Origin of the sequence: Allomuricauda sp. F6463D (assembly GCF_023015965.1) — a bacterium.
Taxonomy (GTDB): Bacteria; Bacteroidota; Bacteroidia; order Flavobacteriales; family Flavobacteriaceae; genus Flagellimonas.
This window is the reverse complement of the sequence record NZ_JALKAN010000002.1, coordinates 454,491-472,678: the sequence shown is the minus strand read 5'-3', so window position 1 is coordinate 472,678 and position 18,188 is coordinate 454,491. Positions and strand designations below refer to the sequence as shown.

Below are 18,188 nucleotides of genomic sequence, written 5' to 3'. Positions count from 1 at the left end.
ACTATTTTTTGGCAAATCCAAAACGCCCAATTACAATGATAAATAAAAGCAAAACTGCTATTTTTTCATTCACTTGAGTATTATCCCAAAGTTCGGATAAAATCCTTTGCAAAATAACTGGCAATGATGTTGGCGCCGGCCCTTTTAATGGCGGTTAATTGTTCCAACATCACGGCATCGTGGTCCAACCAGCCTTTTTCGGCTGCTGCTTTTACCATGGCATACTCCCCGGAAACTTGATATACGGCAACAGGGACATCTACTTCATTTCTAATTTCTCGCACAATGTCCAAATAGCACAATCCGGGTTTTACCATCGCAATATCGGCTCCTTCGTCAATATCCATTTGAGTTTCTTTAATGGCTTCATACCGATTGGCATAATCCATTTGATAAGTTTTTTTGTCCTTGGGTACGTTGGCAATATCCGCGGGGGCTGAATCCAAAGCATCTCGGAACGGGCCATAAAAAGCGCTGGCATATTTTGCGGAATAGGCCATAATCCCAGTGTTGGTGAAACCTTCGTCCTCCAATGCTTCGCGAATGGTCAGGATTCTACCGTCCATCATGTCGCTTGGTGCCACAAAATCCGCTCCTGCCTTGGCGTGGGATACACTCATTTCTGCCAGTACCTCGGCGGATTCATCGTTGAGAATCTGTCCTTCGGCCACAATACCATCGTGACCATAGGATGAAAATGGGTCCATGGCTACATCAGTCATCACCAACATTTGAGGACAGGCATTTTTTACCGTTTTTATGGCGCGTTGCATTAACCCATCGGGGTTTAGAGCTTCGGTACCTTTGTTGTCTTTTAAATGATCTTCCACTTTGGCAAAAAGCAATACGGAGCAAAGTCCCATTTTCCAGAGTTCCTTGACCTCTTTCTCGAGCATGTCCAAACTCAAATTGAAATAGTTGGGCATGGATGGAATTTCCTTTTTTACACCTTTCCCTTCGGTCACAAAAAGTGGCACTAAAAAATCATCTGGCGTAACAATGGTTTCACGAACCAATTTTCTAACAGATTCGGATGCGCGGAGTCTTCGGGGTCTTATTAATGGATACATATGGGTAATTTTTATATAATTTGAATTTTTTCAATAAAACTGGGATTAGACCCAATTTTTAGGTTTTTTCAGTACTTCTAACAACTTTTCTTCCTCACTTCCTTTTTCGGGATGATGGTCGTACCGCCATTGCACGTGTGGGGGCAAGCTCATCAAAATACTTTCAATACGGCCATTGGTTCGCAGACCAAAAAGGGTGCCTTTATCGTGCACCAGATTGAATTCTACGTAGCGTCCCCGTCTTATTTCTTGCCAATCGCGTTGCCCTGGAGAGTAGTGGAGGTCCTTTCTTTTCTCCACAATGGGAGCGTAGGCTTCCAAGAAGCTATCTCCGACCTCGGTTACAAAATTGTACCAATCTTCCATACTTGTTTCTTCGGTGGCTTTGCAGTAATCGAAGAACAATCCGCCTATCCCACGTGCTTCATTCCGGTGGGTATTCCAGAAATAGTCGTCGCATTTTTTTTTGTGGGCAGGGTAAAACTCTGGGTTATGGGCATCGCAGGCTTTTTTGCAGGTTGTGTGAAAATGTATTGCATCTTCTTCGAACAAATAATAGGGGGTAAGGTCCTGTCCGCCTCCAAACCATTGATCCACAATGTTACCTTGTTTATCGTACATTTCAAAATAGCGCCAGTTGGCATGTACCGTGGGCACCATTGGGCTTTTTGGGTGAATCACCAAACTGAGGCCACAGGCAAAGAAATCAACATCTTCCACCCCAAAATAGTTTTGCATGCTTTTGGGCAACGGTCCATGGACTTTGGAAATATTTACACCCCCTTTTTCAAAAACGGCTCCGTTTTCAATAACACGGGTTCTACCTCCACCACCTTCTTCTCGTTCCCAAAAATCTTGCTGAAATTTGGCTGTACCATCCAGTTCTTCCAGTTTTGAGGTGATGGTGTCCTGTAGTTGTTGAATGTATTTATAAAATTTATTTTTCATAATCTAATTCGTAAAGTTCCATATCAAGATAGGGCTCACCAGGAGGTTGATATGATTTTAATAATGTTTGAGCCCATCGAAAACCAATTTTTTCAGCAACTTTAATACTTGCCAAATTACTTTTGTGGACATGAATTTTAAGTTTTTTGAGGTTTAATTCTTTAAAAGCTAGTGTTGCAATATGCTTCACACATTTGGTGGCGATTCCCTTTCCATGTACATTTTTATCCAGACAATAGGCCAATTCTCCTTCACCTATATCCTTCTTTATATCTTTTAAAATTACAAGGCCTATAACAATGTTCAAGTTATTTCTAATGGCAAAGGTGAATTCAGATTGGGATTTTATTTCTTCGCTTTTTTTGGAAATATAGATATGAGAGGCTTCAATGGAGTGGTTTTGTTCCAATGTTTTTGGAAAAAAACGTTTGAATATGTCCGTATTGGAGTTCATCATAAGAAATAGCGATTCAGCATCAGTTTTATTGAGATAGTTTATTTTAATGGCTTCGGACATTTACTTTTTGATTTTTTTCAAAGAATATGTACCATTTGGTTTTTATGTTCAGAAAGAACTGAAATATCATCAATCTTATTTGATTTCATAACCATTTGCTTCAACAGTTCAATAACTTCATCTTCGGATTTATGGTCGTTTAGCTTAAAAATGAATCGGCCTACTTCATTGTTGTGCAAATCCATGCATTTGGCAATGTTTTTGTTTGGGAACGAAGCTTCGTGCCAATCGGTTACCTTTTTGGCCCATGCAACAACAGTTTCTTTGTTTTTGCTCCACATCAGGCATCTTTTTGCAATCAAATAATTCCAAAAAGCATGTCTAAATGCATTCGCTGGACCATTTTTATGATGCTGCTTGCCATAATTGGCGGTTGAAACACGGATGCAATCCTTTGTCGCCTTGATTGTGGGAAAGATGAACAAAGGATTTTTCAATCCTAAGGCAACACCTTTGATCAGGTGTTTAAAACTTACCCGTTTCAGTAGGCCAAAAAGGTTCACTCCTTGTATTCTTTTACGGCATCAATAAATGCTTTGGCATTTTCTACAGGAATATGTGGCAATATACCATGCCCTAGGTTGACCACATACTTATCTTTTCCAAAATCGCGGATCATTTGTGTAACCATTTCCTTTATTGTTTCTGGAGGCGAAAGTAACCGGGCAGGATCAAAATTGCCTTGCAGGGTAATATTACCTCCTGTCAAATATCTTGCATTTTGAGGGGAACAGGTCCAATCCACTCCAACGGCCGAGGCACCTGAATTTGCCATTTCTTTGAGTGCGAACCAGCATCCTTTTCCAAAAACAATTACTGGGGCTTCATCCTTTAAAGCATCAACGATCTGCTGAATATATTTCCATGAAAATTCCTGATAATCTTTTGGGGAAAGCATGCCTCCCCATGAATCAAATACCTGAACAGCATTGACACCGGCTTTAACCTTGGCTTTGAGGTAGGCAATGGTAGTGTCAGTAATTTTTTGAAGCAATTCGTGTGCAGCCTTGGGCTGGGTAAAACAAAATCCTCTTGCTTTGTCAAAGCTTTTACTTCCCTGCCCTTCCACGCAATAGCATAATATTGTCCAAGGAGAACCTGCAAAACCAATCAAGGGTACTTCGTCATCCAATTTTTCTTTGGTCATGGTAATGGCATCCATCACATAGCCAAGCGTATCTTGGATATCTGGAACAATAACCTTGTCCAAATCGGCCTGAGAACGTATTGGATTTGGCAAATACGGGCCAAAGTTTGGTTTCATTTGCACCTCAATGTCCATAGCCTGTGGAATCACTAAAATATCACTGAACAAAATGGCGGCGTCCATGCCATATCGGCGGATCGGTTGCACCGTGATTTCGGAGGCCAATTCCGGCGTCTGACATCGAGTGAAGAAGTCATATTTATTTTTCAGTTCCATAAACTCCGGCAAATAGCGCCCTGCTTGTCGCATCATCCATACGGGTGGACGTTCAACGGTTTCACCTTTTAAAGCTTTTAGGAACAAGTCGTTTTTTATCATAAGTGTCTAAAATGATTTATTGCCTGTACCAACACATTTTCCACAGTTGGTTTGTTGGCTACAATTATATTTTTTGAGTGTTTTTGAGCTTCGGTCGCTGTGGTCTCCCCGATACAGAACAGAATGCTGTTTCCAGTCGTGTTTTCCAAAAGATAGCTTTGGATTCCACTTGGACTAAAGAACAGAATCCCGTCAAAATTCCGATGAAATGCTTTGGGATTCAAAATGGTCATATACACGTTCAATTCTTTGAACTGTATGTTATTTTCAGTCATGGCTATAGGAAGGACATCCCTTCTTTTGTTGCCACAGAGAAACAAAAAAGTTTCTTCTTTATAGTTTTTTACGATAATAGCGGCTAATGCTGTAGCGTATTCAGCTGTCTCAACTACATTTAGGCCATTGTCTTCCAGCAATGCTTTGGTTTTTTCACCAACACAAAAGGTTTGGATTTTTTTCTTTTGTGATTCATTTATTTGACGTAAAAACACCTTTACCGCATTCTTACTGGTGAAGATGTAATTTTGGTATTCGAAAGGAATCTTGGTATCCAAAAATTCAATTTTGATGGCGTCATATTCCACCAAGCTCAAACCTGAATTTAGAAACAGTTCTTTTTGGGAAGGTTCTAATATTTTAGTGGACAGCACTGTTTTCATTCCGTATTTCCTGCATCAATTTATCACCTCCTTTTTGCAACACCTCTAAAGCACAAGCTTTTCCCAATCCTTTGGAATCAGCAAGTTTTATCTCTTTTTGGATGTCTATTTTTTGTTTTCCATCCAAAGAGAATACAACGCCCTCAAAATAAACCGTTTGGTCTTTTATTTGAACCAAAGCACCGATAGGCGCGGTACAACCACCTTCCAAGGTCCGTAAAAATTCACGTTCGATGGTGGTGCATATTTCCGTTTCAGAATGATTGAGTTTTGCCACGGCCTCTTGTGTAAATTCATCTTCTTCCTTGGTAACGACCAACATGGCTCCTTGAGCGGGAGCGGGAACCATCCAGTCCAATTGAATGGCATCTTTTGGCAGTAGTTTGATGCGCTCCAATCCTGCCTGGGCAAAAATGGCGCCTTGCCAATCATTTTCTATTAACTTTAAGAGTCTCGTGTTTACATTACCCCTTAAATCCACTACGTTGTGGTTAGGGTATTTGTTCAACCATTGCGCTTTACGACGCAGGCTACCTGTTGCAATGGTCGCAGCTTGGTCTGTATCCAAAAACCCTGAACCCTTGTGTACCAAAATATCACGGCTTATAGCCCGTTCCAATACGGCAACCTGAACAATTCCTATTGGCAGTTGGGTAGGAACATCTTTCATGGAGTGCACAGCAATGTCTATATCACCTTTAAGTAGTGCAACATCCAAAGTTTTTGTAAAGATCCCGGTTATACCAAGTTCATAAAGAGGTTTGTCCAATACTTGATCTCCCAAAGATTTGGTAGGTACCAAAATGGTGTCGTACCCTAACGCTTCCAGCTTTTTTTGTACGGTGGTTGCTTGCCACAGCGCCAGTTCGCTGTCGCGGGTTCCAATGCGGATTATTTTGCTCATTTGGAATGTAGTTCTAGCTGAAAGACTTTTTGTATAAGTTCTAAACTGTCTTCAGTATCAATCTCGTTGCTCTTAAGGTGGTTGGCAAATTGTTTGGTGATTTTTTGGATGATCCTATCCGAGATAATTTCTGCTTGATTTTGGTCGAACCCTTGAATCTTTTTAGTTTGAAAATCAATTTCCTCTGTCTTCATGGTGTTCAGCTTATCCTTCAATGCATTGATTACTGGAGCAAATTTTCGGGTTTCCAACCATTTTAGGAAATCCTTTTTTACTTTATCAATAATAATTTCTGCTTTGGGAATAAACTCTTTCCTTTTGGTCAAAGTCTCATCTGTAATCTGGGATAACTGATCTAAATGCACCAAGGTTACATTGTTCAAGTCTTTCACATCGTCCGAGACGTTTTTCGGAACGGATAAATCAAGGACCAACAGTGGTTTTTTTGGATAAATCAAAGCTTTGGAAACGGTGGGTAGTTGTGCCCCGGTAGCCACAACAAGAATATCGGCTTTTCGTATTTCAGTCTGTAGATCGCCATAGTCCTTAACGGTCAACTGGAACTTGTCCGCAATATCTTCTGCTTTTTCCCGCGTTCTGTTTATCAAGGTAATATGGGAATTATTGGAGTGTTTCACCAAATTTTTGCAGGTATTTCTTCCTATTTTTCCCGTTCCAAACAATAAAATGTTCTTGCTGGAAATGTCTTCTACATTGTCCAAAATATATTTTACTGAAGCAAATGCCACCGATGTGGCTCCGGAAGACAATTCCGTTTCGTTTTTAATACGCTTGCTAGCCTGAATCACCGAATTGCATAAGCGCTCCAAAAACGGATTGGCCATCTCAAGCTTTTTGGAACGATAAAAACCTTGTTTTATCTGGCTGATGATTTCAAAATCTCCTAAAATTTGACTGTCAAGACCGGTACCTACTTTGAACATATGCGATATGGCATCGTGGTTTTTGTATACGTAAGCCACCTCTTGGAATTCTTCGACCGTGCCGTTGGTTTGATCGCAAAGTAGTTTGATGAGTTGATAAGGATGCTGTGCAAAACCATAAAGCTCAGTCCTGTTGCACGTAGATATTGCCAAAAGACCATCAACACCAATTTCTTTGGCCTTGCCCAAGATATGATCAATGGAAGGAACATCCAGACTGAACTTTCCTCTCACCTCTGCATCCGCCTTCTTATAACTCAACCCAATGGCGTAGAAGGAATTGTGTTTTGAAATATGGTAGTTCCTCATAAAGGATATAAATCGCAGTACAAAAATAACAGGGTTGTATGTCAAAAAATAACGCTAGCGGAACTATAATTATCCAAGCCATTTATTTTAGATAATATTTATTATGAGATTGATGTATTGTATTGATTTTATTGATAAATTTGAAGATGTACATCTCAATTTAGAGACATTCTAAATTAATAAAAACGGTAAATCAAATTGAAAAATAACATAAAAAACATCGCTAGAGGTTCGTATGATGAAACTTTGGTGGAAAACGGAATTTATATTCTTAAAATACAGAATGACAGTCAAGAACCCAAACTTATAGAGCGGGACATTGATAGTTCTTACATCCAGTTTCATTTTTGTTTAAAAGGAAAGTCAAAGTTTAATTTTAACGAAGGCAATTATTATCTGGAGGTGAACGAGGAAAATTCCTTACTCCTATATAATACTCAAAAGGATTTGCCTTTAGACCTAGTCGTTTCTCCCAATTCGTGGCTGCTTTCTGTTGTTATGACCATTAGAACATTTCATTCTCTCTTTTCCAACGAAGCGGACTACATACCATTCTTGAGTGATGAGAACAAGGAAAAGAAATATTATTCGCAGGAAATGGTCTCCCCAGCAACAGCTGTGGTATTGAGTCAATTAATGAATTTTAACCTTCATCCATCCATCAAGAAACTATATTTAAAAGGAAAAGTATATGAACTGATTTCCCTTTATTTCAACAAAACTGAGGATGCCGATCTGGAGCAATGCCCTTACTTGGCAGATGAGGACAATGTGCGAAGAATTCGAATGGCCAAAGAGATTATGATTTCCCGTATGGCCGAACCACCTACCTTGGCCGAGCTTTCCCAAGAAGTTGGGTTGAGCCTAAAAAAATTAAAAGAAGGATTTAAGCAGATCTATGGTGATTCCGTATTTGGCTTTTTGTTCGATTATAAAATGGAATACGCCCGTAAAATGTTGGAAACTGGCAAACACAATGTAAACGAGGTAGGCTTAAAAGTAGGGTACAGTACCGCGAGCCATTTTATTGCGTCATTTAAAAAGAAGTTTGGGACTACTCCAAAAAAGTACTTAACTTCAAATGCATAAAAAGTATAAAATGAAAAATATCGTATTATCCGTTGTTGCCTGCTTTAGTGTATTACAGTTTTTTGCACAAAACGATACAGTATCCGGTAAAGCAGCAGTAAAAATGCCGGAATTGGTAATGGTCTATACCAAAACCGATGGATATAGACATAAATCCATAGAAAAAGGCGCACAAACCTTAAGAGAGCTTGGTCGTCAAAATGGTTTTATTGCATTGCAAACGGATTCTGGGAATGATTTTAATGTTCAAAACCTGAACAATTATAAACTCGTGGTTTTTTTAAACACGACAATGGATGTGTTGGACGATGCACAGCAACGTGCTTTTGAATCTTATATCAAAGGAGGTGGTGCTTTCTTGGGAATCCATGCCGCGACCGACACAGAATATGATTGGGACTGGTATGGACAATTGGTGGGCGCCTATTTTGACAGTCATCCCAGTGACCCCAATGTTAGAAGGGCAAAAATTGATGTGGTAAGCAAAGACCATCCATCGACAGAACATTTACAGGATTCGTGGACAAGGACAGATGAGTGGTACAACTATAAGGACTTAAGCCCTAACATCAATATTGTGCTCAATTTGGACGAGAGTAGTTACAAAGGGGGAACCAACGGTACTAACCATCCCATAGCATGGTATCATGAGTTTGATGGAGGAAGAGCTTTTTATACAGGTGGCGGCCATACGGATGCTTCATTTGATGAGCCAGATTTTCGCCAACATCTTTTAGGAGCAATTGAGTGGTGCCTAAAAAGGAAGTAAAATAGGCCTTGCCACGATAATCCCAATGTTGCTTTTGATGTTTTTGAGATAATCGGCCAAAGGTAGTTCAGAAATTTCCACTTCACCATTTTTGCTCGAGGCGTGCAACAAGTGTAACCTGCCATCGGGTTGGTGGATTGCTATACCTGTGTGGGTCACATCCAACCCCTTTATCGAAGTCGCCAAAGCTAGAATGTCACCTGATTTAATCAGATGTTCTTTGCTTTTAATTTGATCTTTTGGTAAATAACAAAGTTCTTCTTTGGCAATTTCTTTTTCCACTGCCAACATGGCTTCAAAGTTTTCATCGCTTGCCAAAAATGGATACAAATTACGATGTGTTCCCATAAAATTGATGGGTTTGGTAATTTCCACACCTCCCAATTCTGACGTTATCTCTTTTATCAAACCTTTTTGTTCATTGTTCCTAATCCATTCGGTAAAATAATGTAATCGAGAGGGGTAACCGTTCAAAGACCCATTCCTATACCGAACGGTCTCTAAATTATTGGTGAAATTTTCAAAATCTCTTTGTTGATTTTTGAGCATCAATCCAAATGCCAATACATTTTCAACAAAGGTTGTGCAGTCCAGTCCCCCAAAGTTCACCACAAGGGTTTCGGTGTCTCCTATCTCCAACGTTTTTTCAACATAAGGTGTCCCCAAAAAAGATTGACCTACCAAAACAATGGTGTCTCCCAAATTGGAGGCTTTTGTTTTCTCCAAATCGGAGATTTTAATTTCAAAAAGCGACTTGTCCTTCGGGGAGCAAGTAATCTGCTGGGCGTATATAAAAGTTCCCAACATCAAAAATAGAGCGGACAATTTATACTTCATCATTGCTTATATTTTTTGTTCAACGGTCAACCTAGTGGTTTTTGTAATAATTTCTAGATATTATTTTTGAATGAACTATAAATTCCTCTTTCAAGTGGACTCTAAAATCCCAAACCTTTCATGAGTGCCGAAGTAATTGAACACAGTACAACAAAAACGAGAAGGCCTATGTCAACTAAATGAGGGATTCTTGGGATACCATGTCATAGGTAGACCCCATTTCAACAAAAATAGCTAGAAAAGTCTACCATGGGCGGAAAGCTTAAACAAAATCGATAATCATTATTTTACCATAAGAAAGTATTTGGATGGGAAAAAGGTCAAGTCCGTCCCGTGTTGTATTTTAGCGGCTTAAATTGGAGAGTTGTGAAAAAAGGAGTTTTATTGGTCAATTTGGGGTCTCCCAATAGCCCTACTGCGAAAGATGTGAAACCGTATTTGGATGAGTTTTTAATGGACGAACGTGTCATCGATGTAAACCCGATACTCAGAAACATCGTAGTTCGCGGAATCATTTTAAATACTCGGCCCAAGCAATCTGCAGAGGCCTATTCCAAAATTTGGTGGGAAGAGGGATCCCCTTTGATAATTATCTCCGAAAGATTTGCAGAAAAAGTGCAAAAGCATACGGATTTACCAGTGGCTTTGGGTATGCGATATGGCTCCATGTCCATAAAAGAAGGATTACAGGAATTAAAAGCCAAAGGGGTTGATGAGGTGTTTTTGGTTCCCTTGTACCCGCACTACGCCATGTCATCCTACGAAACTGTAGTTGTGAAGGCCATGGAAGAGCAAACAGAACATTTTCCGGAAATGCGCTTGACCACCTTACCCGCGTTTTACAGTAATCCGGATTACATCTCAATATTATCAAAGAGTATAGCCGAAGGTCTAAAGGGTTTTGATTATGACCATATTCTTTTCTCTTATCACGGGATTCCAGAACGACACATTAAAAAATCCGATCCTACCAAGTTCCATTGCCAATTGAACAAGGAATGCTGCAGCACCAATTCGGTTGCCCACCATACCTGTTATAGACACCAATGTTATGATACAACGGAACTAATTAAAAAACAACTTGATCTGCCCGAGGATAAAGTGAGTTCCTCTTTCCAATCCAGATTGGGCAGCGACCCATGGTTACAGCCCTTCACAGATAAGGAGTTTGAACGCTTTCCCAAAGAGGGCATAAAAAACTTGGCCGTGATTACTCCGGCATTTGTTAGTGATTGTTTGGAAACCCTCGAAGAAATTGCCATGGAAGGCAAAGAACAATTCCAAGAAGCAGGAGGTGGAGATTACATCCATATTCCATGTTTGAACGATCGTGAAGATTGGGCCGAACTTATGGCCAAATGGGTAAATGAATGGGCGGAAAAGGATGTTTTGCCCGAATACAATATTAGTTAAAGATTGCCAATTGCCAGCGTTGAATGAAGGTAGATTGGTATGCGTATTGTAGATTTGAACAGCACAATTACTTTTAAATTTTATTTCCGGAATGGCCAAAATAACCTCCAATGATCTCGGGGAAGAACCCATAGGAAAATTATTGATCAAACAGGCCGTACCCGCTTCTATAGGTATATTGGTGATGTCCTTGAACGTGCTTGTCGATTCCATCTTTGTTGGAAATTGGATAGGTTCCATTGCCATTGCAGCCATCAATGTGGTACTGCCGGTTTCCTTTTTTATTGCCGCCTTGGGAATGGCCATTGGCATAGGAGGATCTAGTATAATATCCCGGGCACTTGGTGCCAATAATAAGAAAAAGGCACTTAAAACGTTCGGTAACCAAATTACGTTGACGTTGTTGGTCACTATAACCATGGTGGCACTTGGTCTTTATTATGTGGACATATTGATTCCTGCATTTGGCGGTAAAGGTTCCATTTTCGACCCTGCAAAGATTTACTACACCATTATTTTATATGGGGTTCCTTTTTTGGCACTTTGTATGATGGGAAACACCGTAATAAGAGCCGAGGGAAAGCCACGGTTCGCCATGGTGGCCATGATTATTCCATCCATTGGGAACCTGCTTATGGACTATGTTTTCATTTATGTTTTTGACTGGGGAATGCACGGAGCAGCTTGGGCAACCACGATAGGTTATTTGCTTTGCTTTTTGTACGTGCTCTATTTTTTCCTTTCGAATAACTCGGAGTTGAAAATTGATATATCCCATTTTGGACTAGATCGCCCAATACTACGTGAAATAGGTTCATTGGGTTTTGTGACCTTGGCAAGGCAGGCTGTAACAAGTATTACGTATTTATTAATGAACAATATATTGTTCAATTTGGGTGGTGAGGCCATGGTGGCAGTATATGCGATTATTGCTAGAATGTTAATGTTTGCCCTGTTCCCTGTTTTTGGTGTAACCCAAGGATTCTTGCCGATAGCTGGGTACAATTATGGTGCAGTAAAGTATGATCGTGTCAAGGAATCCATCTATACGGCAATCAAATATGCAGCCTTGATTGCGTCTTTGGTTTTTGTGGTGCTTATGGTTTTTCCAGCCGAAATCGCCTCTTTGTTTTTGAGTAGTCGGCCCGAATTATCAGCCGAAGAAATTGAAACCAACAACTTTGTGCTCCAACACATGCCCTTGGCCATGCGACTGGTTTTCGCCGCAACTCCAATCATTGCCATACAATTAATAGGTGCCGCTTATTTTCAGGCAATAGGAAAAGCTATTCCTGCCCTGTTGTTGACCTTAACGCGACAAGGGTTCTTTTTTATTCCTTTGATTTTGATTTTGCCTAATAAAATGGGAGAAATAGGGGTATGGCTCTCTTTTTGTACTGCCGATATACTTGCCACTATCGTAACTGGTATTTTTCTACACAGGGAAATCAAATCCGACTTATCCTAAGTATCGATTTTTTCATCTAGAATGATTACTTTGGAAGCAATAATTAAATATTCATGAAAAAAGCTATTCTAGCAGGACTTATTGCAGTTTTGGTAATTGCCTGTGCTGAAAAACCCGAAGAAAAACCCATGTACACCCTATTTGTTGGAACCTATACCAATGGAGATAGCGAAGGTATTTATACCTACACTTTTGATGCCAATACTGGAGAATTGTCCAGTCAAAAACTGGCGGCTAAAATCACCAATCCATCCTATTTAGCCATTTCGGAAGACAAAAAGAATCTCTACGCAGTCCAAGAAACAGCTGATTTTGATAGTTTGGGCGGTGGTGTTTCTTCCTTTCGATTGAAAGGGGATGTTTTGGAGCTCCTAAACAGTAAAGGAACGCAAGGTGTCAATCCATGCCACGTCTCACTTTCTGGTACTGGCTATTTGGCAGCAGCCAACTATTCGGGAGGTAATTTCTCCATATTTTCATTAGTGGATGATGGTGCTTTGGCTGATGACCCACAGATAATTGACCATAATGCTTTGGATACTGTAAAAACCTCACATGCCCACATGGCCCAATTCAATACCGATGGGTTGATGGTCACTAATTTAGGACTTGACGCCGTTAAAAGATACAATTTAAAGGCGGACAAGTTTGTGCCTGCCCAACAAGCTACCATAGCTTTTGAAGATGGGGCAGGGCCTCGCCATTTTACCTTTGGTAATAATAGAAAAATGCTATATGTGATCAATGAACTGAATAGTACTGTTTCGGTTTTTGAAAAGGATGAAAATGGTAATTATTTAGAAACACAAGTAGTTCCGACTTTAGATAGTACATATCAAGGAAAAAATTCCTGTGCAGACCTTCATTTGTCAACGGACGGCAAGTTTTTGTATGGTTCCAACCGTGGGGAGAACACCATTGTGATTTTTGCTGTGGATGCAATTTCAGGAAAATTGGAACTGGTTGGCAGGGAGTCCGTACATGGAGATTGGCCCCGAAATTTCACTATGGACCCAACAGGTGAATTTTTATTGGTGGCAAACCAGAAAAGCAGCAACATTTCAGTTTTTAAAAGAGATGTAGAAAATGGAACCCTTACATTTTTAAGCGAAGCGGATCTTCCGAATCCTGTTTGTTTGGTTTTTTAAAATCATATAATTCATTGAAATCAAATAATTATTGAAGGTTGTGTACGAAATCATGCCATTCGCACAAATTTTTGATTTTAAAATGGTTTGTTCCATACTTTTAAGAGAAACTACAGCATGAGAACATTTGACCTCAAAATTTTTCTAAAAGTCTTCATTGCCCTATGTCCATTTTGCCTATTGCAGGCTCAGATGAGCACTATAAGTATTTGCATCAACAAAGAGTACGAAGGTAATTATAGAACCACACTTAAGCTTAGGTTGCCGTTGGATGCTGAAAAGCAATTCTATAATTTGGACATTAACAAATCTGAAGTAACTCAGATTACCGACAATACGGGGTTTGATTTTTTGAAAAACGGACAAGGCCTGATTGTGGAAAATACATACGGTAATGTAAGCTCCGATGGTTCTTATTACGATTTACAGGTAGAGATTGACGGAGTACCACAAAAAGGAGCTACAACATTCGATATGAAAGGATCCTTCTTGATCAATTATGTTGGGGATACTTCTGAGGAAAATACATTGGAATTCTCTTTTAAAGAAAACATTCAGTCCTCAATTGATTCTGAAATAGGAAAGATAGCTATTTTAGATATGGGGGGAGCTACGTTGCAGGACGGTACAGAATACCATTTGTATACTCTGGATACAGAAACTCCTATTGGCAATATCGAAGTGATAGGTGGTGATGATAGCGAGGAATATAGAAACATGGGACTTGGTCTGGAAGAGAATACCGTTGTGTTCAAGGAAGCACCTGAAAAGATTAAAATTAAAGTTCAGACCAAATCTGTGCAAACAGAAAAAGTACCTTTTGATTTAATTGTGGGCATTGGTTTTTAATCCTATTACTTGGATAGAACAACAATCACCCCGATTGCTACAAGTACCGCTAAAACCGTAAAAAATATCTTCCAAAAACTATAGGGTCGGGTGCCTGATATTCGACCATTTTCTCCATTGATATAAAAGTTGTATTCCTTGCCATTGTAGCGATAAGCACTCACATAAACGGGCAACAGGACGTGCTTAAAGGTCTCTTCGGATAGTTTCATGTTCATGGAGAGTACACGTTGGGTATCACCGCCAATGTCGCGTCTGCACCATGTGTTGGCGATGCCTTTCGCTGCTTCTTTGGAATGGAGATGGCCATCTTTGAGTGGAATGGTATATTTTTCGGTGACAAACCCGGAAAGGAACCCAGTATTGAACGGTTGGAGCTTTTTCAAATCCCATGAGGCAATTTTACCCGGAATCCGTCCCGTTTTTTGATGGGAGGCTTTAATCAAAGTGTCGTCCACAAACCCAGATACTTCCCCCGAGGCCGGATACCACCTTGTTTTCCTAACTCTTTTGGTCACCATTTTGCCATTGGAATTTCGCACTCTTTTGGTTACATAATAATATTCGCCTCGTTGACCCGTATAGGAAGCATATAACTGTGCGTCAAAAGTCCAATAGGGCAGATAGAGGCCTTTGGTAAACTGAGGGTCTAGGGCTGCTTTTTTTAAGTTGTTCGGAGCAAACCATAGTCCTTTCACCCATTTTTTAAAAATGGTAAAAGATTGGTTTTTATCAATTTGAAAAGGCAATACCGCACCCGGTAAGATCCAATTTTCTTTATACGCATCTTCAAGGACCAAGGGCTGGCCGCAATACACACAATGGAGCGATTTGTAGTTTTCCTCCACATGCTGGTCCGCACCACAATTTTTGCAATGTAGCATGGAGATTTCCTCGCTGTGCCTTTGGCTGCCCATTTCCTTAAGGAAAGGATAAAGCTCCAGCTCCTCAAAGCCATTTTTGTCAACATCGATGGTTTCCTCGTGCCCACAATATTCACAACTGATACTTGTGGTGCCAGGTTTATAGGTAAGCTCTGCACCACAATTTACACAGGCTTTTTTGAGTTCAGTTTTTTGAATTTTTTGGTCTTCCAATGGCTTGTTTTGTCATTCTGAGTGAAACGAAGAATCTCACTCATGTACGATTAAAAAAGGGTATTTACCAGTGATGCTTCATGGATTTCTAGACTGTGCTAGAAATGACAGATCAGCATAACAATAGGTATTATTACTCCGTTGGCAATGGAGGAGGTGTATTACCGCCCAAAAACGATTTTAACTCTTCCACATCTTTTAACGCGGTCCATGCGGACATACCCTGCTTCCAAACCAAACTATCACGATTAATGGCCCTAGATGCAAAAAGAGATTGCATTTGTTCAAAGCTCGCCGGACCATGCTGTATGCCGTTCGTGGCATAATAGTACATGGTTTGTGTTGGCATAGGAGGAGGAACGGCCCCAGCCGCTGGTTGGGCTGCTCTTTGCGGAGCGGCCTGCATGTTTCCACCCATCATACCACCCATCTGTTGGGCAAGTACAAATCCCATGCCCATGCCCATTCCGGCTCCTGCGGTGCCCCCTTCATTTTGTGCGGCAGCTTCAATGGCCTTGGCAGTCTTGAATTTGGTCAACTTGTCAAGGTCCAATTTATCAATACGGCTATACTCAAAGATTTCTTTTTTAAGATCTTCGGGCATCGATACATTTTCAATGTAGAACCTCTCCAAAGAAATACCGACCGTTTCAAACTCTGGAGCCATAACTTCCTGGCAGGTTTCGGATAATTCCGACGTGTTGGCTGCGTATAGCTCAATGGGAAGATTGGCTTCGCCCACAGTATCGGTGAATCGGGTGGCGATCAAACTTTTTAAATGTTCATTGATTTCAAAATTGGTAAAGTTGCTGTCCGTTCCAACAATATCCTTGATAAACGTTCCAGCATTGGAAATTTTGAAAGTATAGGTGCCGAAGGCTCTTATCTCTACCAAACCAAAACGATCATCACTTAAAGTAATGGGACTTTTGGTACCCCATTTTTCATCGGTGAACAAGTGGGTGTTCACAAAGTAGACTTCAGCTTTAAAAGGTGAGTTGAATCCATATTTCCAACCCTTCAGGGTGGTTAAAATAGGCAAGTTTTGTGTGGTCAGATCGTAAGTGCCCGGACCAAATACATCGGCCAATTGGCCTTCGTTGATAAAAACAGCGGTCTGGCCTTCGCGAACAATCAGTTTAGCGCCGTTTTTTATTTCATTTTGATAGCGTTCAAAACGGTGAGCAATGGTGTCATCCGTATAGTCGAGCCACTCAATAATATCAATAAATTCATTACTGAGCTTTTCTTTGATCTTTCCAAAAATGTCCATGGTAGTGTTTTTAGTTTAATTGCTGCTTAATTTATGAAAAAACTAGATTGTATCCATTAGGTTAGTGTAAAATGCGCTTAGATTGTTACAAAAGAATCTTTACAGGCACCAATTTAATATCATTACAATTATTGAATAGGTTGTTTTTGGCGTTTATGTAGCTAGAAAATCCTTTATTATTGGGGGATAAGCTCGCTTATTGCCGATAAGCCCTTATTTTTGGGGCAAATTAGGTAGATGATAAAAGCTGTTTTGTTTGATATGGATGGGGTGATCATAGATTCTGAACCCCTACATTATAAAGCTTACCATGCCATGTTTGATGAGGTGGGCATTAACGTGACCCCAGCACTTTATGAAAGTTTTACCGGTATGGCCACCTTGCCCATTTGCCAAGTGCTGGTAGACCACTTTAAGCTGAACAAAACTGCCGAGGAATTGGTGGCTGGCAAACGCAAGCATTTTAAGGAACTGTTTGTAAATGATAATGGGCTACAACTCATAGATGGGGTCTTGGAATGCATACAGGATTACCACGCCAACGGACTTACACTTGTTTTGGCAAGTTCAGCTTCCATGCTGAACATCAATAATGTGTTCAAACGGTTTGATCTTGACCAATATTTTGTGGCCAAATTGAGTGGTGCCGATTTAGCGGCATCCAAGCCCCACCCAGAAATTTTTGTAAAAGCGGCTGAAGCCTCTGGGCATGCAAGGGAGCACTGTATGGTAATCGAGGATTCCACGAATGGGATCAAAGCAGCCAAAGCGGCAGGGATTTATTGTGTGGGTTTTGATAGCCCACATTCCAAAAACCAGGTTTATTCAGAGGCGGATAAGGTGATACGTGAGTTTGGGGAGATTACCTACGCTAAACTTTCTAAACGTATCAAATAAAATGGCAGCAAAAACATCTTGGTTGCGCACAGTTATAGAATTATTGGAAGCCTTTTTTAATGCCTCTCGTACTGCGGACAAAAAACGCACATGGCACCAACACGTTGTGCCTTATAAAGATGATTGGGCCGTACGCCGCGAAGGCAATAAACGAATTACTTCAAAACACCGTAAGCAAAGCACTGCAATTAATGCTGCTAAACGTCTGGCCAAAAAACACAAAGCGGATGTGATCATCCATCGAGAAGATGGCACTATTCGTGATCGTATTGGGTATGATTAGGAATGCTGCCAAAGGTATAAAAGCGGCAAGCATTGGGCTTATTGTGTGGATTTTAGATACTTGGAGGGGGTCGTTTCGTAGCAGGGACACTTCACTTTTCCATGCTTTTGCACGCAATTAACGTCTCTAGACAACATATTATAGGAATACACCTACAAATATTGGACTTTTCAAGATGTAAATGAAGTC

At 40.4% G+C, this 18,188-nt stretch carries 19 protein-coding genes; 8 read left to right on the top strand and 11 right to left on the bottom strand.

Features of this window, described 5'->3' with window-relative positions:
* Nucleotides 1–80: 80 nt before the first annotated feature.
* The 8 genes from hemB to hemA are packed head-to-tail and all read right to left on the bottom strand — an operon-like array spanning nucleotide 81 to nucleotide 6,876.
* Entirely contained in the window at nucleotides 81–1,070 is a 990-nt protein-coding gene (gene hemB, locus MWU56_RS10610; protein WP_247044389.1) for a porphobilinogen synthase, read from the bottom strand.
* A gap of 45 nt (nucleotides 1,071–1,115) precedes the next feature.
* The gene (hemF, locus tag MWU56_RS10605) at nucleotides 1,116–2,018 is read right to left on the bottom strand and encodes an oxygen-dependent coproporphyrinogen oxidase (RefSeq protein ID WP_247044388.1); all 903 of its coding nucleotides are present in this window, start codon (nucleotides 2,016–2,018) and stop codon (nucleotides 1,116–1,118) included.
* Nucleotides 2,008–2,535: a GNAT family N-acetyltransferase gene (locus tag MWU56_RS10600; RefSeq protein ID WP_247044386.1), complete on the bottom strand. Its 528-nt coding sequence runs from the start codon at nucleotides 2,533–2,535 to the stop codon at nucleotides 2,008–2,010. The genes hemF and MWU56_RS10600 overlap by 11 nt, the downstream gene beginning before the upstream one ends.
* 17 nt (nucleotides 2,536–2,552) lie before the next feature.
* The gene (locus tag MWU56_RS10595) at nucleotides 2,553–3,038 is read right to left on the bottom strand and encodes a DUF6973 domain-containing protein (protein WP_247044384.1); all 486 of its coding nucleotides are present in this window, start codon (nucleotides 3,036–3,038) and stop codon (nucleotides 2,553–2,555) included.
* Nucleotides 3,035–4,060 carry a uroporphyrinogen decarboxylase gene (gene hemE, locus MWU56_RS10590; RefSeq protein WP_247044383.1) on the bottom strand — a complete coding sequence of 342 codons (1,026 nt, stop codon included), beginning with the start codon at nucleotides 4,058–4,060 and terminating at the stop codon, nucleotides 3,035–3,037. The genes MWU56_RS10595 and hemE overlap by 4 nt, the downstream gene beginning before the upstream one ends.
* Nucleotides 4,057–4,719, bottom strand: a complete 663-nt coding sequence (locus MWU56_RS10585; protein ID WP_247044381.1) for a uroporphyrinogen-III synthase — start codon at nucleotides 4,717–4,719, stop codon at nucleotides 4,057–4,059. Before MWU56_RS10585 ends, hemE begins: the two co-directional genes overlap by 4 nt.
* Nucleotides 4,697–5,623, bottom strand: a complete 927-nt coding sequence (hemC, locus tag MWU56_RS10580; RefSeq protein WP_247044379.1) for a hydroxymethylbilane synthase — start codon at nucleotides 5,621–5,623, stop codon at nucleotides 4,697–4,699. Before hemC ends, MWU56_RS10585 begins: the two co-directional genes overlap by 23 nt.
* Nucleotides 5,620–6,876: a glutamyl-tRNA reductase gene (gene hemA / locus MWU56_RS10575; RefSeq protein ID WP_247044374.1), complete on the bottom strand. Its 1,257-nt coding sequence runs from the start codon at nucleotides 6,874–6,876 to the stop codon at nucleotides 5,620–5,622. The genes hemC and hemA overlap by 4 nt, the downstream gene beginning before the upstream one ends.
* Nucleotides 6,877–7,074: 198 nt before the next feature.
* Between hemA and MWU56_RS10570 the strand changes: the two genes are divergently transcribed.
* Together MWU56_RS10570 and MWU56_RS10565 are read left to right on the top strand one after the other, a co-directional pair.
* Nucleotides 7,075–7,965, top strand: a complete 891-nt coding sequence (locus tag MWU56_RS10570; RefSeq protein WP_247044371.1) for a helix-turn-helix domain-containing protein — start codon at nucleotides 7,075–7,077, stop codon at nucleotides 7,963–7,965.
* Nucleotides 7,966–7,975: 10 nt separating this feature from the next.
* Nucleotides 7,976–8,734: a ThuA domain-containing protein gene (locus tag MWU56_RS10565; RefSeq protein WP_247044366.1), complete on the top strand. Its 759-nt coding sequence runs from the start codon at nucleotides 7,976–7,978 to the stop codon at nucleotides 8,732–8,734.
* Here MWU56_RS10565 and MWU56_RS10560 read toward each other — a convergent pair.
* A complete protein-coding gene (locus MWU56_RS10560; RefSeq protein WP_317236533.1) occupies nucleotides 8,720–9,574 on the bottom strand; it encodes an N-acetylmuramoyl-L-alanine amidase-like domain-containing protein in 855 nt (284 codons plus the stop codon). The two genes, MWU56_RS10565 and MWU56_RS10560, sit on opposite strands and share 15 nt — an antisense overlap.
* 363 nt (nucleotides 9,575–9,937) lie before the next feature.
* On the opposite strand from MWU56_RS10560, the gene hemH reads away from it, so the two are divergent.
* The 4 genes from hemH to MWU56_RS10540 all read left to right on the top strand — a co-directional run bounded on the left by hemH (nucleotide 9,938) and on the right by MWU56_RS10540 (nucleotide 14,449).
* Complete coding sequence (gene hemH, locus MWU56_RS10555; RefSeq protein WP_247044365.1) at nucleotides 9,938–10,984, top strand: ferrochelatase; 1,047 nt, start codon at nucleotides 9,938–9,940, stop codon at nucleotides 10,982–10,984.
* 91 nt (nucleotides 10,985–11,075) lie between these two features.
* Nucleotides 11,076–12,452 (top strand): MATE family efflux transporter, encoded by a 1,377-nt coding sequence (locus MWU56_RS10550; RefSeq protein WP_247044359.1) that lies wholly within the window; start codon nucleotides 11,076–11,078, stop codon nucleotides 12,450–12,452.
* Nucleotides 12,453–12,505: 53 nt separating this feature from the next.
* Entirely contained in the window at nucleotides 12,506–13,600 is a 1,095-nt protein-coding gene (locus tag MWU56_RS10545; RefSeq protein WP_247044358.1) for a lactonase family protein, read from the top strand.
* A gap of 117 nt (nucleotides 13,601–13,717) precedes the next feature.
* Complete coding sequence (locus tag MWU56_RS10540) at nucleotides 13,718–14,449, top strand: hypothetical protein (protein WP_247044357.1); 732 nt, start codon at nucleotides 13,718–13,720, stop codon at nucleotides 14,447–14,449.
* Nucleotides 14,450–14,454: 5 nt separating this feature from the next.
* On the opposite strand, the gene MWU56_RS10535 is transcribed toward MWU56_RS10540, so the two are convergent.
* Together MWU56_RS10535 and MWU56_RS10530 are read right to left on the bottom strand one after the other, a co-directional pair.
* Entirely contained in the window at nucleotides 14,455–15,546 is a 1,092-nt protein-coding gene (locus tag MWU56_RS10535; protein WP_247044356.1) for a DNA helicase PriA, read from the bottom strand.
* 133 nt (nucleotides 15,547–15,679) lie between these two features.
* Entirely contained in the window at nucleotides 15,680–16,819 is a 1,140-nt protein-coding gene (locus tag MWU56_RS10530) for an SPFH domain-containing protein (RefSeq protein ID WP_247044354.1), read from the bottom strand.
* A gap of 237 nt (nucleotides 16,820–17,056) precedes the next feature.
* Between MWU56_RS10530 and MWU56_RS10525 the strand changes: the two genes are divergently transcribed.
* Nucleotides 17,057–17,716: an HAD family hydrolase gene (locus MWU56_RS10525; RefSeq protein ID WP_247044353.1), complete on the top strand. Its 660-nt coding sequence runs from the start codon at nucleotides 17,057–17,059 to the stop codon at nucleotides 17,714–17,716.
* A 1-nt stretch (nucleotide 17,717) separates the two neighbouring features.
* Nucleotides 17,718–17,999 carry a DUF2188 domain-containing protein gene (locus MWU56_RS10520; RefSeq protein WP_247044349.1) on the top strand — a complete coding sequence of 94 codons (282 nt, stop codon included), beginning with the start codon at nucleotides 17,718–17,720 and terminating at the stop codon, nucleotides 17,997–17,999.
* Nucleotides 18,000–18,188 lie beyond the last annotated feature (189 nt).

Coding starts and splice junctions, on each gene's coding strand:
- hemB (WP_247044389.1), bottom strand. CDS start 1,070: ATGTATCCATTAATAAGACCCCGAAGACTCCGCGCATCCGAATCTGTT.
- hemF (WP_247044388.1), bottom strand. CDS start 2,018: ATGAAAAATAAATTTTATAAATACATTCAACAACTACAGGACACCATC.
- MWU56_RS10600 (WP_247044386.1), bottom strand. CDS start 2,535: ATGTCCGAAGCCATTAAAATAAACTATCTCAATAAAACTGATGCTGAA.
- hemE (WP_247044383.1), bottom strand. CDS start 4,060: ATGATAAAAAACGACTTGTTCCTAAAAGCTTTAAAAGGTGAAACCGTT.
- MWU56_RS10585 (WP_247044381.1), bottom strand. CDS start 4,719: ATGAAAACAGTGCTGTCCACTAAAATATTAGAACCTTCCCAAAAAGAA.
- hemC (WP_247044379.1), bottom strand. CDS start 5,623: ATGAGCAAAATAATCCGCATTGGAACCCGCGACAGCGAACTGGCGCTG.
- hemA (WP_247044374.1), bottom strand. CDS start 6,876: ATGAGGAACTACCATATTTCAAAACACAATTCCTTCTACGCCATTGGG.
- MWU56_RS10565 (WP_247044366.1), top strand. CDS start 7,976: ATGAAAAATATCGTATTATCCGTTGTTGCCTGCTTTAGTGTATTACAG.
- MWU56_RS10560 (WP_317236533.1), bottom strand. CDS start 9,574: ATGATGAAGTATAAATTGTCCGCTCTATTTTTGATGTTGGGAACTTTT.
- MWU56_RS10550 (WP_247044359.1), top strand. CDS start 11,076: ATGGCCAAAATAACCTCCAATGATCTCGGGGAAGAACCCATAGGAAAA.
- MWU56_RS10545 (WP_247044358.1), top strand. CDS start 12,506: ATGAAAAAAGCTATTCTAGCAGGACTTATTGCAGTTTTGGTAATTGCC.
- MWU56_RS10540 (WP_247044357.1), top strand. CDS start 13,718: ATGAGAACATTTGACCTCAAAATTTTTCTAAAAGTCTTCATTGCCCTA.
- MWU56_RS10530 (WP_247044354.1), bottom strand. CDS start 16,819: ATGGACATTTTTGGAAAGATCAAAGAAAAGCTCAGTAATGAATTTATT.
- MWU56_RS10525 (WP_247044353.1), top strand. CDS start 17,057: ATGATAAAAGCTGTTTTGTTTGATATGGATGGGGTGATCATAGATTCT.
- MWU56_RS10520 (WP_247044349.1), top strand. CDS start 17,718: ATGGCAGCAAAAACATCTTGGTTGCGCACAGTTATAGAATTATTGGAA.